The organism is Hanstruepera flava (assembly GCF_023634025.1).
GTDB classification, from domain to species: Bacteria; Bacteroidota; Bacteroidia; order Flavobacteriales; family Flavobacteriaceae; genus Hanstruepera; species Hanstruepera flava.
The window spans coordinates 262,590-278,698 of the sequence record NZ_JALJCW010000002.1 but is presented as its reverse complement, the minus strand read 5'-3'; the positions used below and the strand labels follow the sequence as shown (position 1 = coordinate 278,698).

Annotated in this window: 14 protein-coding genes; 7 read left to right on the top strand and 7 right to left on the bottom strand. The window is 35.5% G+C overall.

Annotated elements, in window-relative coordinates; all coding sequences use genetic code 11:
* Window positions 1-107 precede the first annotated feature (107 nt).
* Together MTX13_RS08765 and MTX13_RS08760 are read right to left on the bottom strand one after the other, a co-directional pair.
* Window positions 108-2,435 (bottom strand): T9SS type A sorting domain-containing protein, encoded by a 2,328-nt coding sequence (locus MTX13_RS08765; RefSeq protein ID WP_250434196.1) that lies wholly within the window; start codon window positions 2,433-2,435, stop codon window positions 108-110.
* Window positions 2,436-2,542: 107 nt separating this feature from the next.
* The gene (locus tag MTX13_RS08760; RefSeq protein ID WP_250434194.1) at window positions 2,543-4,189 is read right to left on the bottom strand and encodes a tetratricopeptide repeat protein; all 1,647 of its coding nucleotides are present in this window, start codon (window positions 4,187-4,189) and stop codon (window positions 2,543-2,545) included.
* Between the two features lie 167 nt (window positions 4,190-4,356).
* Between MTX13_RS08760 and MTX13_RS08755 the strand changes: the two genes are divergently transcribed.
* Together MTX13_RS08755 and MTX13_RS08750 are read left to right on the top strand one after the other, a co-directional pair.
* Window positions 4,357-5,121: a hypothetical protein gene (locus MTX13_RS08755; RefSeq protein ID WP_250434192.1), complete on the top strand. Its 765-nt coding sequence runs from the start codon at window positions 4,357-4,359 to the stop codon at window positions 5,119-5,121.
* Window positions 5,122-5,155: 34 nt separating this feature from the next.
* Complete coding sequence (locus MTX13_RS08750) at window positions 5,156-6,232, top strand: PCMD domain-containing protein (protein ID WP_250434190.1); 1,077 nt, start codon at window positions 5,156-5,158, stop codon at window positions 6,230-6,232.
* A gap of 25 nt (window positions 6,233-6,257) precedes the next feature.
* On the opposite strand, the gene MTX13_RS08745 is transcribed toward MTX13_RS08750, so the two are convergent.
* The 3 genes from MTX13_RS08745 to recQ form a co-directional block, all read right to left on the bottom strand.
* The gene (locus tag MTX13_RS08745) at window positions 6,258-6,956 is read right to left on the bottom strand and encodes a tetratricopeptide repeat protein (RefSeq protein ID WP_250434189.1); all 699 of its coding nucleotides are present in this window, start codon (window positions 6,954-6,956) and stop codon (window positions 6,258-6,260) included.
* A 154-nt stretch (window positions 6,957-7,110) separates the two neighbouring features.
* Window positions 7,111-8,043: a peptidylprolyl isomerase gene (locus tag MTX13_RS08740; RefSeq protein WP_250434188.1), complete on the bottom strand. Its 933-nt coding sequence runs from the start codon at window positions 8,041-8,043 to the stop codon at window positions 7,111-7,113.
* A 260-nt stretch (window positions 8,044-8,303) separates the two neighbouring features.
* Window positions 8,304-10,505 (bottom strand): DNA helicase RecQ, encoded by a 2,202-nt coding sequence (gene recQ / locus MTX13_RS08735; protein ID WP_250434187.1) that lies wholly within the window; start codon window positions 10,503-10,505, stop codon window positions 8,304-8,306.
* 249 nt (window positions 10,506-10,754) lie between these two features.
* Between recQ and MTX13_RS08730 the strand changes: the two genes are divergently transcribed.
* The 5 genes from MTX13_RS08730 to MTX13_RS08710 all read left to right on the top strand — a co-directional run bounded on the left by MTX13_RS08730 (window position 10,755) and on the right by MTX13_RS08710 (window position 14,153).
* Window positions 10,755-11,672 (top strand): KpsF/GutQ family sugar-phosphate isomerase, encoded by a 918-nt coding sequence (locus tag MTX13_RS08730; RefSeq protein ID WP_250434548.1) that lies wholly within the window; start codon window positions 10,755-10,757, stop codon window positions 11,670-11,672.
* Entirely contained in the window at window positions 11,672-12,505 is an 834-nt protein-coding gene (gene tatC / locus MTX13_RS08725) for a twin-arginine translocase subunit TatC (RefSeq protein WP_250434186.1), read from the top strand. The genes MTX13_RS08730 and tatC overlap by 1 nt, the downstream gene beginning before the upstream one ends.
* Window positions 12,489-12,833, top strand: coding sequence for a carboxymuconolactone decarboxylase family protein (locus tag MTX13_RS08720; protein ID WP_250434185.1), 345 nt, complete (start codon window positions 12,489-12,491; stop codon window positions 12,831-12,833). The genes tatC and MTX13_RS08720 overlap by 17 nt, the downstream gene beginning before the upstream one ends.
* A gap of 73 nt (window positions 12,834-12,906) precedes the next feature.
* Entirely contained in the window at window positions 12,907-13,647 is a 741-nt protein-coding gene (gene lptB / locus MTX13_RS08715) for an LPS export ABC transporter ATP-binding protein (RefSeq protein WP_250434184.1), read from the top strand.
* Window positions 13,648-13,847: 200 nt separating this feature from the next.
* The gene (locus tag MTX13_RS08710) at window positions 13,848-14,153 is read left to right on the top strand and encodes a GIY-YIG nuclease family protein (RefSeq protein ID WP_250434183.1); all 306 of its coding nucleotides are present in this window, start codon (window positions 13,848-13,850) and stop codon (window positions 14,151-14,153) included.
* A 266-nt stretch (window positions 14,154-14,419) separates the two neighbouring features.
* Here MTX13_RS08710 and MTX13_RS08705 read toward each other — a convergent pair whose 3' ends face one another.
* Window positions 14,420-15,295, bottom strand: coding sequence for a DUF808 domain-containing protein (locus MTX13_RS08705; RefSeq protein WP_250434182.1), 876 nt, complete (start codon window positions 15,293-15,295; stop codon window positions 14,420-14,422).
* 19 nt (window positions 15,296-15,314) lie between these two features.
* Window positions 15,315-16,064 (bottom strand): CDP-alcohol phosphatidyltransferase family protein, encoded by a 750-nt coding sequence (locus tag MTX13_RS08700; protein WP_250434181.1) that lies wholly within the window; start codon window positions 16,062-16,064, stop codon window positions 15,315-15,317.
* Between the last annotated feature and the right edge of the window lie 45 nt (window positions 16,065-16,109).

Below are 16,109 nucleotides of genomic sequence, written 5' to 3'. Positions count from 1 at the left end.
ATTATAAACTTTAACAAATATATCTTAAAAAGAAAGAAAGAAAAGCCCAACATAATGCTGGGCTCTTCAAAAATTAACCAAATATTGGCTGGCTAGTTAACCTAAAACTATCTTTTTATAATGCGCTTAACGACATCTCTTCCCTCGCTATCAGTAACTTTAACTAAATATATTCCTGAATTTAAATCAGATATATCTATCTGTGATGCTTGGTTAGCTTGTTTAACTTGAGCACCCAACATATTATAGATAACAACAGATTTTGCCTGAATACCTGGCTGTAAAGCGATATTCATAACATCTTTAACCGGGTTCGGGTAAATTAACAATTCGGTGGTGTCTAAAGTTGGTGTATCGACACTTAAAGTCATGTACGATACATCGTAAGTAATAATACCTAAATCTGGTGTAGACATAAAAGCCTTAAAACCTGTACCGTTAAAATCAATGGCCATTTGGTACGATTGCGTATAACCTATGTTCTGATAAGGCACCATAGTCCAGGTAGTACCATAATCTTCTGAATGGAAAATAGTGGCTTGAGCATCTAAAGTTGAATATACTGTTGCTACCATTACTTCAGGGTGGTTTGGATCGTATAGCACTCTACTCGCATCATTCGTATTAAGTACGTGTACCCAATTGGCATAATGATCTGTAGATTTCCAAACACCATTTGAAGTTGCTAATGTAAATTCATTAGGATCATTAGGACTTTGAACAATATCAAAAATACTTCCAGAAGTTGGGTCAAGCGTTAAACCTGTACTTGAATTAGTCCAGTTGGTTCCACGATCTGTTGTAGACCAAATTTCGCCACCTTGACTTATTAAAACTTCTTGATTATTACTAGGGTTTATCCACATAGAATTAATTCTACCTGTAGCAGGCAATGTTACATACGTAATGGTAGGTGCCCAAGGGTCTGTACTGGTTACATCAACTATTTGTGCTATAGCTGAACCCCAAGAATCAAAAGCTACCCATACTTCGTTTGTATTTACAGGGTCTGGAACTAAAGTTACAAGTGGGTCGAAGAAATTATAAAACGTATGAAACGATTGACCATGGTCTGTACTGACGCTTAAGGCGTTTCCACTAAAACCACCAACAGCACTAAATACGCGACCATACTGGTTTTCATCTACAAAATAACTACCACCATCATTACTCACGTAATCAATTTGTTGCACATTGTATGTGGTCTCTACCGACGTGTTTAAGTTTCTAGCAATAAAACCACCTTTGGCTCCATAATAAAGGTATGGGTCATCCGATCCATTGTCTGGAGATAATCCTACAGCAGAAGTAAAGCCATAAGGCGAGAACATTCTAGACAGGGTTACGCCACCATCTGTTGAACGGAATGGGTACCAGTTACTGGTGTAAATAACTTCATCATTATCATTGGGATTAAAAGTAGCTGATAGACCATAGAAGTAATCTGTTTCAGGCAAACCTACATCAAACCATTGCACTGACCAGTTTGCTCCACCATCAGAACTTATAGCTATTTCGTTAGTCTCTAAAAGATAAATTTTGTTTGGAATTGCAGGGTGAAAAATAACCTCATTAAGTTCTTGAAGTGAATAATCATCAAAAGGAATGGCTAATTCAGTCCAATTCGCACCTGCATCCAATGTTTGGTAAACCGCTACTTGCTCTCCCCATCCTGGATCTGTACCTATCATCCAATGATCTGCATTGTTTGGGTCTACAGCTATCCCTCTTATGTTTATTGTTGCATAATGTTCTGTCCAGTTGGCTCCAGCATCCGTACTTACCAAAAGCCCTCCATTTACACCATTGGCACCGTTTCCTCTAGTTACAAATAAAAGGTTTGGATCGTCATAGCTAATTAAAACTTTATCTACAGAAATAAGATTATTAACTATTTCATCATAAACCAAAGTCCATGTGGTTCCACCATCCGTAGTATAATACACACTGTCATAACTATCAAAACCAATCATATACGTCTGCTTATAAAGCATAATATCGGTGTCATTTTCGTAGATACTATATCCTGTTGCCCAAGACACTTCAGCCGATCCATTGACAGGTCTGTCAATGGATGTTAAAGCAAGGGTGTTTAAATCTATCAAATAAACGGTGTTATAATCCTCGTAGCCAGTATTTCTTAAATAAAAACTTAAGTGTGTATTATTAAGCGTTTGCAACTCTGCTATTTGTCCTAAAGAAACAGAATAAAACAATTCCCAGGTCACGCCATTATCATGAGATACCAGAATATGGTTATTCAGGGTTGCCGCGTATAATTTGTTTTCTGTATTCTGGTCATAGACCACATCAAATATACGTCCATACTCATCAGAAGTAATTGATGTTACTTGTGCAAAGGAAAATAGAGTTCCCAACATTAAACAAGCTACAACAAGTGATTTAAACTTTTTCATTGTGTACTTTTTTTTCATTGTGTTGTGATTTAAAGATTTTTTACAAAAGTCAACAAATCAAGTCGTTATTGCCGAATTTTAAGTCGGACAAAACGTGACATAATACATAAAAAACGTGATGCAGTCTATATTTGTGAGATGTAGGTGTACAAATCTTCGTTTTCGGTAAGCTCAATTTTTTTGGAGATACGTTCCTTTCGTTTTCTACAAGCCTCTGGTGTAATATTCATTATTGAGGCTATTTCTTTCATAGATAAATTCATATATAAATACGAAATAAAACGAATATCATTAGCGTTTAAATTTTCATGCTTGTCTTTAAGGCGATTTAACAAACCATGGTTAACCTCATCAAAATACTGAACAAAATTTTCCCATTCCTCGTCGCTTTTAAGCAAACCTTTTAAACGTCTAATATGACCTGTTACTTCCCTACTCGGTTTAATTTTATCAGATTGCTCCAAATCCTGGATAATAGTTTCAACCAAACGATTACGATCTATTAAATACAAAGCTTTAGCTGAAAGCTTTCTGTTTTTGGATTCAATTTCACGTTTGTGCTGTTCTTGTTCCAACAACAATTTGGTTTCGTTTTCCTTGAGTTGTTTTTCTAGAATTAAATTATTGGCCTTTTCGTTTTCCAATTCTAAATTCAATATTTTTTCCTGTCTCGCTAATAAATCTTTACGCTGTTTATTTTTTATACGACTTAACCTTAAAGACCATAGCAATAGAAAAATAACAAGGAAAGAACTAATAGCCAGAATAAGTATTAGCCGTTTTTGCGATTTAATACGTTGGCGACCTTCGTTTAATTGGGTTTCATAATTCAGCACCTCAAACTTTACCTTATTGGCTTGATATTGTCTACTATTTTGAAGGTCGTATATCTCCTGTTTTAATTGTAGCATACTATCCATAGCCTTTAAAGCTTGAGGATAGTCGTTTACTTGTTCACTATAGTTATGTATTAAACTATAAATCTTGTATTTGGTTTCTAAATTAATGGGTTGCTGTTTTAAAGCGCTATTCCCTAATGCTAAAGCATCGCTCCAATTGTTTTTGGCGTTTTCAATTTTTGCCAAGGTTAGTAAAAGTACCACGCGTGTTTCGGCATAACGATTGCCGTCCAACTTGGGCATGAGTTCGTTTATCAACTTTTCAGACTCTTGTTCTTTACCAAGTGTATGTAATAATACAGCCTCTAGAGCTTCTGCCTCAAGAAGATAATCAGGATCGTCATCTAAAAGTTTTATGGCCTCTTTAATGTAGGGCATTGCAATTTTTGGTTGCCCAATGTCATGGTAAACTTGTGCTAAATTAATGGCGTAGATTCCTTTTTTTGATTTGTCTTTTGGAACTAAAGCTAAATCGTAAGCCTTTTGAAAATACTCAATAGCCTTGTCTGAATCATTCTCTTGCGAATACAGTATGGCTATATTATTTAAGGAGGTCATTTCGTAGCTATAATCCAATTCCTTAATAGCAATTTTATAGGACTCCAAATAATACTCTAAAGCTTCATTATTATCGAGTAGTTTATGATAGTTTAAACCAATATTATTAATGGCTACAAATTGATTGGTGTAATCTTCATTCTCTTCGGCCTGTACTCGAGCTTTAGTTAGCAATTCCAAAGATTCACTGTAATTGCCCTCCATCATGGCATTAACACCTTCAACTATAATATCATAAGTTTCATCGTTTTGACCTATTACATAACAGGTCTGCAATACGAAAAAAACAAATAATATGTATGACTTAATTTTCAATGCTAATTAATTTTAAGGTTCAAAAATACAATAAATGAATGGCTTCTATTTCTAAAACCTTACAAAACACGTTAAAGTTACTATATTTTTAGCCTACTTTTATACGGGTAACGCATTAGATTTTGATAAATTTGTTATCTTATTACTTTCATTAAAGCCATCAGCAAATGAATAAAACCAATGGTATTTTAAGTTTAGTTTTTGTGTTCATTTTTCAGATTTCATGGTCACAAGCTCCTTCTACCGAAAAAGACAGCACTTATTCGCCTTATCAATTATTGTCCAGTTATTATGATACAGAATTTACGCCGTTTAAAAAAAGGAATGTGTATTTAGGCATGGCACTTTCTTTTGAAGACAGAAAAGTTGAAAATGCCAATAACATTATTGAAACGGTTTTGGATGGTGACAGAACAAATTATGATATCACGCTAAAAGGTGGCTATTATATTGGAAATTATGCTATGGCTGGCATAGGTGCCAATTATAATCAAAATAAGTTTTCTGGGACAGTGTTAAGAGATTCTGACACCATTCAATCAAAATCCATTACAAGAGGATATGCTATTACACCATATTTTAGATCGACGGTACCACTAACCAGTAATGAACGCTTAAGTTTTTATACCGAACTGGGCGTAACATTTGGAGGCGGCAATACCCTCACTAGAGATATTAAAAATTTGGACCAAATTGACAAGGTGTATACCACAAATTTTAATTTTAGAATTGGTTTAAGTCCTGGTATTACGTTTTTTGCTATGGAAAATTTTGCTTTAGAAGTGGGCTTGGATGTATTGGGTTATGAATTAAATTCCTCTAAAACCACCAAAAATGATATTGAAGAATCCAGTAAAGTCCGGCAAAATGTAGATTTCAACATCAATATATTGTCGCTTAACATAGGGCTGGCCTATTATTTTGGAGGATAGCACTAAAATTGGGTGTGCATTAAAGACTTAAAAAATGAAAAAGATTATTTTAATTACTACAGCATTAACATTCATGTTATGGTCTTGCGTTGAAGAAGATTATTTTGGGAAATCACAATATGGCTATATCAATACTATTGAAGTCAGTAACCAATCTGGTGCAGCTACTATTATTAGGGATAGTTTATTGGTTACCGTGGAAATTCCTGGAGGTGTTGATTTAACCGCTATTAATATTGAAAAGCTTGAAGTTTCATCATTTGCAAGCAGTAATAAATCTCAAGGAGATATCCTTAATTTGAATGAGGATGATACTATTAGCGTTACAGCCGAAGATGGTTCTGTTTATAATTGGACGATTCGTGCTTTTGTGGCATCAGAAACACCTCAACTTGATAATTGGCAATTAAATGATTGGTATATGACCGCTACTAATTATTACGAACCAGGAGCAAGTGCCGCGACTACTATTTGGGGAACTGGAAACCAAGGTACCCAAATTTTAAATATACTGGCCACAATACCAGAAGATTTAGGTAATGATAATTTAGCTGCAAAAATGATGACCATGGATAATGGCTCTTTGGCAGGGACTTTTGGGGCACCCATTTCAGCAGGCTCATTGTTTACAGGATATTTTGACCCAGATAACATTGATTTAAGTGATCCTGAAGCAGCTATTGAGTTTGGCACGCCATTTTCTGGGCGACCATTAAAAATCAGATTTAAGTATAGCTATGTGCCTGGAGAAGAAAATAAAGATCGCAATGGAGACCTCTTAAGCTATGGTGATGCCTGTGATATCTATGCTTTATTAGAAATTAGACAAGGTGGAGAAATACAGCGTTTGGGCACAGCATGGTTTAGGAGTGATACAACTCAAAATGAAATGATAACCCAAGAAGTTGAATTTACTTATGGCGAATTGGACAGCAGTTTTCCGGCATACATGTATCCAGAGAACAACAATTATGTCACACCAGATGTAGCCGAATTTGGACTACCAACACATATAACATTTGTAGCTTCATCCAGTTTTGATGGGGCAATCTTTGCAGGTGCCATTGATAGTACTTTAATAATTGATGATATAGAATTAGTCTATGAATAAGCCCATAAGGCTGTTAAAGAAACACTTACTCCTTTTCAAACGCCTTTACAAAAGCTTTGGCTCTTCGATTACCTGAATCAATGGAAATTGCCTTTTTGTAATTGGTATAGGCATTTAAACTATCACCAGTTCTTAAATAGGCATCAGCTAAACTATCATATACATTATCACTCTCTGGATGCAAAGCTACATTCATTTTAAACACTTGTATAGCATGATCGTATTCTTTTTTGCGCAATAATTCGTAACCTTTACTGTTTATTTCCCATTCATCAATAAGTACACTAGTTGAATCTTGTGCCTTAATTTCTACAAAACCAGCTAGTGCTTCCTCAAAATTATTAGCTTCTAAATGCATACTTGGTGTTTTAAAGTTATCGGCTACTTTCTCATAATCATAAGTAAACTTGGTTTCGTCATCTTCTGAAACAACACCTAAATACCGTTTTTTAGAATCTGGGTGTTGAACAAATCGAAGCTTTTTATACATATCTGGAATAAAGAAAGTGGTTTCATCCAATGCTACTGGTTTTAATTCATCATTCCCTCTCCATTTTAAAAATAGTGTGTTATCCTCATAAAAAACATCAATAACTTCATCTGGTGTATACAAATAACGTCCCGAAGTAGTATCGATAATATCTTGAGAATATTCAATATTCTTGGAGCATCCCATTAGAATTAATAAAAAAACTATTGAAAAAAATAAACGTGTAGTTTTCATGGATTTATGTTATGATTGATTAGCTGAAATGTAATAAAAAATGAGCAAAAAAAGTCTCATTATAAATGAGACGATTTTTTTGAATTATTGTTACGAACAATGTAAAAATATTCTCGATACAATTTGCGTAGGCAAATCACTCGAATTGACGCGTTTATTTAACATCCATAAGTTCAACATCAAATACTAAAGTCGCATTTGGTGGAATTACACCACCTGCTCCACGACTGCCATAACCTAAATCGCTAGGGATTACTAAACGTGCTTTATCACCTACATTCAAAAGGCAAATACCTTCATCCCAACCTGGAATAACCTGTCCAACACCCACTGGAAATTCTAAAGGTTGATTACGTTTGTACGATGAATCGAAAACAGTTCCATCAGCCAATTGCCCCTTGTAGTGTACGGAAACGGTTTGACCTTTTTGAGCTTTTGCCCCTGATCCCTTTTGAAGAATTTGATAGCGCAAGCCACTATCTGTTCTTTCAAAACCAGAAGCCAATTTATCCAATTCTGCTTCGCGAGCCTCACGCTCTGCCGCAACACGCTTTTCTCTTGCGCCCTCAAAAGTTCTAAAGGCCTCAACAGCATTAAAGTTTTCCGCGGCTTTACCTACTCTAATAATTTCTAAAGTATCTATAGTATCACCTTGTGCAATAGCATCAACAACCTCTTGCCCTTCTTTTACCTTACCAAAAACGGTATGGTTACCATCTAACCATGGCGTCTCCACATGTGTTATAAAAAATTGACTCCCATTAGTTCCTGGCCCAGCATTGGCCATAGATAAAACACCTGGCCCATCGTGTTTTAGGTCTGGGTGAAATTCATCATCAAATTGATAACCCGGATTTCCAGTACCTGTTCCTTGAGGGCAACCGCCCTGAATCATAAAATCTGGAATAACACGATGAAACGTTAATCCATTATAATAAGGGTTGCCTTGTTTTTTTGCAGAGTTCTCTAAATTCCCTTCTGCCAAAGCAACAAAATTACCAACTGTACCTGGTGTTTTCTCAAATTCTAAATTAACTAAAATATCACCTTTTGAAGTATGAAACTTTGCGTATAAACCGTCTTGCATTGTATTAATTTTAAATGAGGTGCAAAGATAGGAAATGATGACAGAAGACCGAAGTAACTACCAAGAAGATTTTTTTAATAAAGTTGATTTGAAAATTTAGGGGCAATACGCCTTAAACGATTTACTTTCTGCATAGCATGATACCTTAAAAAATGTCAACGCTACAAAATAATCTGAAATAGGCAACACTATTTAGGAAAGTACAACATACAACAGTCACCTGTTGCCTGTCATCTGTCACCCGTCATCTGTAATCAAAACTAATTAGCTACTTCACTGATAAACTTTATACGGTATAAACGAAGCTCTTCATCATCATAATCGCCATCAAACTCATCAATAGCTACATCTATTTTATCGGTATCGGACTCCATAAAGTAATCGTGGATCTCTTCTTGTTGGTCTTCATCCAAAATATCATGGACCCAATAATCAATATTCAGTTTTGTACCTGAATATACTATAGCTTCCATCTCTTTAATTAAATCGGGCATTTCCATACCTTTTGCCGAAGCTATATCATCTAATGGTAGCTTACGGTCTATATTTTGAATGATATACAATTTAAGTGCCGAATTGCTTCCCGTAGATTTTACTATCAAATCGTCAGGCCGTTCAATGTCGTTATCATCAACATATTGCTTTATAAGTGCTACAAAATCTTTGCCGTACTTTTTAGCTTTACTCTCACCCACACCATGTACATTACTTAACTCTTCAATGGATATAGGGTATTTTAAAGCCATATCTTCCAACGATGGATCTTGAAAGATCACAAATGGCGGTACACCTAACTTTTTGGCGTTGCGTTTGCGTAAATCTTTAAGCATGGTCATCAGGGCTTCGTCGGCTACACCGCCTCCACCTTTTGCAGCTGTAATTATAGAATCGTCAGCTTCTTCAGAAAACTCATGATCTTCAGTCATCATAAACGATTCTGGGTTTTTAATAAAATCCAACCCTTCTGGGGTTAACTTTATGACGCCGTAGCTTTCAATATCTTTTCTTAAATACCCAGCAACCAAAACTTGACGAATAAGTGCCATCCAATATTTATCAGACTCGTCTTTTCCCAATCCAAAAAAGGGCTGCTCGTGTGTTTTATGTGAATTAATTAATGCGTTTTCCTTACCAATAATAACTTTCACTAAATCTTTAGCTTTATACTTTTCGTTGGTTTTTTGAACCGTTTGCAACAATGTTACCACATGATCTTTAGCTTCGTGTTGTTTCTTGGGGTTACGCATGTTATCATCCATATCGCCACCTTCGCCAGTTTCATTATCAAACTCTTCGCCAAAATAATGTAGTATAAATTTACGCCTTGAAATTGAGGTTTCGGCATAAGCCACAACTTCTTGAAGTAACGCGTGACCTATTTCCTGCTCGGCAACAGGTTTACCAGACATAAACTTTTCCAGTTTCTCTATATCCTTATAAGCGTAAAATGCCAAACAATGGCCTTCTCCACCATCTCGACCTGCACGTCCAGTTTCTTGATAGTAGCTTTCAATACTTTTAGGAATGTCGTGATGAATTACAAATCGAACATCTGGCTTATCGATACCCATACCAAAGGCAATGGTTGCCACAACAACATCAACATCTTCCATTAAGAACATATCTTGATGACTAGCTCTCTTTTTAGCATCCAACCCAGCATGATAAGGCACAGCCTTTATACCATTGACCTGTAAAGTTTGTGCCAACTCTTCCACGCGTTTACGACTCAAGCAATACACAATTCCAGATTTGCCTTCGTTTTGTTTTATAAAGCGAATGATATCTGAATCGACCTGTTTGGTTTTTGGTCGTACTTCATAAAACAAATTAGGTCTATTAAACGACGCTTTAAAAGTCACCGCATTGGTCATACCTAAATTCTTAAGAATATCTTCCTGAACTTTTGGCGTTGCGGTAGCTGTAAGCCCTATAATGGGTATATCATCACCTATACGTTTTATAATGTGTCGTAAATTGCGGTACTCGGGTCTAAAGTCATGTCCCCATTCACTAATACAATGGGCTTCATCTACAGCCATAAATGAAATTTTAACCGATTTCAAAAATTCAACATTTTCATCTTTGGTTAAGGATTCCGGAGCCACATAGAGCAATTTTGTAACACCATCAACTATATCCTGTTTTACTTTTTTAATCTCCGTTTTGTTAAGCGAAGAATTTAAAACATGTGCAACACCTTCGTTATCGGAAACCGCACGAATGGCATCTACTTGATTTTTCATTAAGGCAATTAATGGCGAAACAATTATGGCCGTACCATCTTGCATAAGCGCAGGTAATTGGTAGCATAAGGATTTGCCACCTCCAGTAGGCATAATAACAAATGTATTATGGCCGGCTAACAAACTTTTTACTACGGCTTCCTGTAATCCTTTAAACGTATTAAACCCAAAGTATTTTTTTAGCGCTTCTTGTAAGTCTTTTTCAACAACAGACATGAACTATCTTTAATATTAATTTACACATATTAAACACGCTATCAACAAATTTGCTATTAATTAATCCAAGCGTATCTAGGGTACTCTCATAATTTTTTTGTTAGCTTTGCAGCATACGTGAACTAACGTAATATTATTAAGAAAGAATTACTTAAAGATAATAAAATCTTTAAAAGCATCAACCCAAAAAAATAATAAATTTTGAATAGTCTTAAAGCAATTATTGAAACGGCTAAACAAACGGTTGAAATGGAAAGCCAAGCCATTTCAAATTTAGCTCATTTTATTAATGACGATTTTGCCAACACTGTTGAACACATATACAACTCTAAAGGACGTGTTATTATTACTGGAATTGGTAAAAGTGCCATAATTGCCACTAAAATTGTAGCCACCATGAACTCCACAGGAACACCTGCAATTTTCATGCATGCTGCTGATGCTATTCATGGCGATTTAGGTCTTATTTTAGAAGACGATGTGGTCATCTGCATTTCAAAAAGTGGTAATACGCCCGAAATTAAAGTTTTAGTACCTCTTATTAAAAATGCAAAAAACAAAATGATAGCCATTACTGGAAATCCCGATTCATTTTTAGGACAACAGGCCGATTATGTATTGAATACGTTTGTTGAAAAAGAAGCTTGTCCCAACAATTTGGCTCCCACAACAAGTACAACTGCCCAATTAGTAATGGGTGATGCTCTTGCTGTTTGCTTGTTGGAACTACGTGGGTTTTCAAGTAAGGATTTCGCTAAATACCACCCTGGTGGTGCCTTAGGGAAAAAATTATATTTACGCGTAAGTGATTTGGCAGATGCTAATCAAAAACCCGCTGTAAAACCAGACACAACAATCAAGGATATTATTATTGAAATTTCTGAAAAAATGCTAGGTGTTACTGCGGTTGTGGAAAACGATACAATTGTTGGCATTATTACAGATGGTGATTTACGACGTATGTTGAAAAAAACAGACAACTTTAGTGGGTTTAGAGCCAAAGATATTATGGGATTAAACCCTAAACGCATTGATTACGATGCTATGGCTGTAGATGCAAAAGAAGATATGGAAGCCCATGGCATTTCTCAACTATTAGTAGAACGTAATGGTAAATATGCTGGTATTGTACATTTACACGATCTCATTAAAGAAGGCATTATTTAATGGCAAAGAAGAATATTAATGAAATGTCTTTTCTAGATCATCTAGAAGATTTACGCTGGCATTTAATTCGAGCCACATTGGCTATATTAATTGGTGGTGTTGTCGCGTTTTTAATGTCAGACTTTTTATTTGACACCATTATTTTTGGTCCAAAAAAAATGACCTTCCCTACCTATCAATGGCTTTGTAAGGTATCGCAATTTGTAGGTGTTGATACTACTTTTTGCTTGGATGAATTTCCATTTAGAATTCAAAACAGGACTATGGCCGGCCAGTTTTCGGCACATATATGGACAGCCATTACAGCGGGATTTGTTATAGCTTTCCCTTATGTTATTTATCAATTATGGCGTTTTATTAGTCCAGGTTTACACCCCAATGAACGCAAACACTCCAGAGGATTTATCATTATATCATCATTTTTATTCTTTATTGGTGTGTTATTTGGGTATTATATTGTTACACCACTATCCATCAACTTTTTAGGCACCTATGTCGTGAGTTCTGAAATTTCCAACGAAATTGATTTAAGTTCCTATATTTCGTTAGTTCGCTCTTCAGCATTGGCATCAGGTTTAATATTCGAACTTCCCATATTGGTATATTTTCTAACTAAAATTGGGTTGGTAACACCTGAAATCCTTAAAAAGTATAGAAAATTTGCTTTAGTGTTGGTATTAATATTATCGGCTATTATTACACCTCCAGATATTGCGAGCCAGATAATAGTTGCCATACCTATTTTAGTCCTCTATCAAGTTAGTATTTATATTTCTAAAATGGTTGTAAAAAAAGAAAAACGAAAAACATCTAAACATGTCAAATCTAGTTGAAGATTTTAATGCCTATCGTTCAAAAATGAACGATAAAATTCTAGCTGATAACAACAAAATTATCAAGCGTATTTTTAATTTGGACACCAACGCATATCAAGAAGGTGCTTTAGATGTAAAAACCAAAGAGCTTTTGGGGCTAGTAGCCTCAACCGTGTTGCGTTGTGACGATTGTATTAAATACCACTTAGAAAACAGCTACAAGGCTGGCTTAACCAAAGAACAGGTTGCGGAGGCTTTGGGCATAGCAACACTAGTAGGCGGAACCATTGTAATCCCGCACTTACGTCGTGCTTATGAATTCTGGGATGCTTTAGAACAGCGTTAAACTTTGCATAAATTAGTCCAGTAACAATTATAGAGTTTTATGATTTTACTATTTTAGCCTCCAGTTTGTACTTATGAAATTAAAAGCAGAACATTTAATGAAGTCTTATAACGGTCGTAAAGTCGTTAAAGATGTCTCTTTGGAAGTTAATCAAGGGGAAATTGTTGGATTGCTGGGCCCTAACGGAGCTGGTAAAACCACATCGTTCTATATGATAGTTGGATTGATTAAACCCAATGGTGGACAAATTCATTTAGACAGCACCAATATTACCAAATATCCTATGTATAAGCGGGCTCAAAATGGTATTGGTTATTTGGCGCAGGAAGCTTCTGTTTTTAGAAAATTGAGTATTGAGGATAATATTTTAAGTGTTCTGCAATTAACCAAGTTGAGTAAAAAGGAACAGCTTCATAAAATGGAATCCTTAATTGAAGAGTTTGGCTTGGGGCATATTCGAAAAAACCGAGGTGATTTATTATCTGGTGGTGAGCGCCGTAGAACTGAAATTGCTCGTGCGCTAGCTACAGACCCTAACTTTATTTTATTGGATGAACCGTTTGCTGGTGTAGACCCTGTTGCTGTTGAAGATATTCAACGTATCGTAGCCCAATTGACCAAAAAGAACATTGGTATTCTTATTACAGATCATAACGTTCAGGAAACTTTAGCTATTACCGACAGAACCTATTTAATGTTTGAAGGTAGTATCCTAAAAGCTGGAGAACCCGAAGAATTGGCTAACGATGCCATGGTTCGGAAAGTGTATTTAGGGCAAAACTTTGAATTGCGAAAGAAGAAAATTAGAGACTAACCTATCATTCATAATCGGTCACCTGTTGTCATTAACTACGTCGAATCTTCGATTTCAGAACGAGCACAGCGATGTGAAGAATCTCCCTATCATCAGTCATTTGTCATTCAGAACGAACGTAGTGAAGTGAAGAATCTCCTTGTCATTCAGAACGAACGTAGTGAAGTGAAGAATCTCAAAAATTCATTACATTTAGTTTAATGAAAACTAAAGGCACACACAATTATTATGTTTACATGTTAACAAATAAAAGTAAAACAGTACTATATACAGGTGTTACAAATAATCTTAAAGAACGTTTATATCAGCACAGAAACCCATTACCTTTTTCCAAAGCTTTTACAACTAAATACAAATGTTTTTTCCTAATATATTATGAACATTTTAATAATATTGAAATAGCCATTGAACGCGAAAAACAAATAAAAGGATTAAGCAGAATCAAAAAAGAACAATTAATTGATGCCTTTAATTCGAATTGGGAATTTTTGAATGATAGTATTTAAAAGTTTGAAAGATTCTTCGGTCGTCCCTCCCTCTGAATGACATTGGTCTTTTTAACAAAGAATATCTCTGTCATTCAGAGCGTAGCGAAGAATCTTGAAGTGAAGAATCCCATTGTCATTGACTACGTCGAATCTTCGATTTCAGAACGAGCACAGCGATGTGAAGAATCTATTTATCATTAGTCACTTGTCATTCAGAGCGTAGCGAAAAATCTCTTTGTCACCTGTCATCAGTCATTTGCCATCTGTCATGTACCACGCTTTACTTATCGCCTAAACATGTTCACAATTCCTTTCACAGCTTTAAAAACTAAAAGCGCCATAAACCCTACACCCAACCCTACAACAAAATCGCGTAACAGACCTGGCCACAACTCCAACACATGATGTAAGCCATCTATATTGTGCACAAAAATGCCTCCAGCAACCAATAACAGGGCAATTGTTCCAATTACCGATAAACTTTTAATAATCCATGGTAAAGCCTGAATTAAAAGGTTGCCTAAACTAAACAGTAAACCTTTTTCATCAGCGTTACGCTTAACCAACCATAATCCAAAATCGTCCATACGTACCAACAAAGCCACAATACCATAAACTCCAATAGTTGCAATAATAGCCACTATAGATACGACCAATATTTGAAACAGTAAATCCTGGTTTACAACGGTCCCTAAAGCAATAATGACAATTTCAACAGATAAAATAAAATCGGTAATAATAGCCGACTTTACTTTTTTCTTTTCTATATCAAGCACACTCTCTTTAGGCATACTTGCCGTAACCTGTTCCTGTTCCCCATGGGCATGGGGTACAAAAAATTCGTAAATCTTTTCGGCGCCTTCAAAAGCCAAATACACGCCTCCTAAAACTAAAATCAGTGTCACAGCCCAAGGCACAACAGCACTTAACACAAAAGCGATAGGTAAAATAATAAGCTTGTTTAAAAACGAGCCTTTTGTAATAGCCCATAAAACAGGGAGCTCGCGTGATGACATAAAACCAGAAGCCTTTTCAGCATTCACAGCCAAATCGTCACCTAGAATACCCGCGGTTTTTTTGGTGGTTACTTTGCTCATAACCACCACATCATCCATTAAAGCACCAATATCATCCAATAAGGCAAAAAAACCTGAAGCCATTTATAATTTCAATATTATATTAAACAATTGTTTTTTGAGCCAACAAAGATAGAAGTATATAACCAACAATAATTAATGGAATTGCTGCAAATTGCAAGACAATTAACAACACAATGCTTAAAAGTAAAAAAGTATAACGCATACTATTTTCACTAAACCCCCAAGTTTTAAATTTTAGCGAAAACAATTTAAAGGGTGCGTTTAATGCATAGCAGCTCAATATGGTTACGCCAATTAAAAACCAAACATTGGTAATGGTCGCATTAATGATATCGTTATTTTGAAATTCCATAATTAAAGGAAACGATAAAATTAACAAGGCATTGGCTGGTGTTGGTAAGCCTTTAAAATATGATTGCTGTTCGGTATCAATGTTAAAGTTGGCTAACCTATAGGCAGAAGCTAGGGTGATAAGTAAGCCTATTAATGGTAAAAACAAATACATTTCAGCATTAGAAATTTCAAACCCAACAGTACTGTAATATTCTAAATAATCCCATTGCGGCCCTGTTAGCTCTATAAGCTTATACATCATTAATCCCGGAACTAACCCACTGGTCACCATATCTGCCAGAGAATCCAACTGCAGGCCCAGTTCGCTCTGAACATGTAATTTACGAGCAGCCAAACCATCAAAAAAGTCGAAGAAAATACCTAAAAAAACAAAAATGGCTGATGCCACAAAATAATTATTCATAACCAGAATAACGGCTATACAACCACAAAATAGGTTTAGCAAGGTAATTATATTAGGGATGTGTTTTTTCATAAATATGCATTATGCTTTGTAAAAATAACAAACTATTTGCGTCTA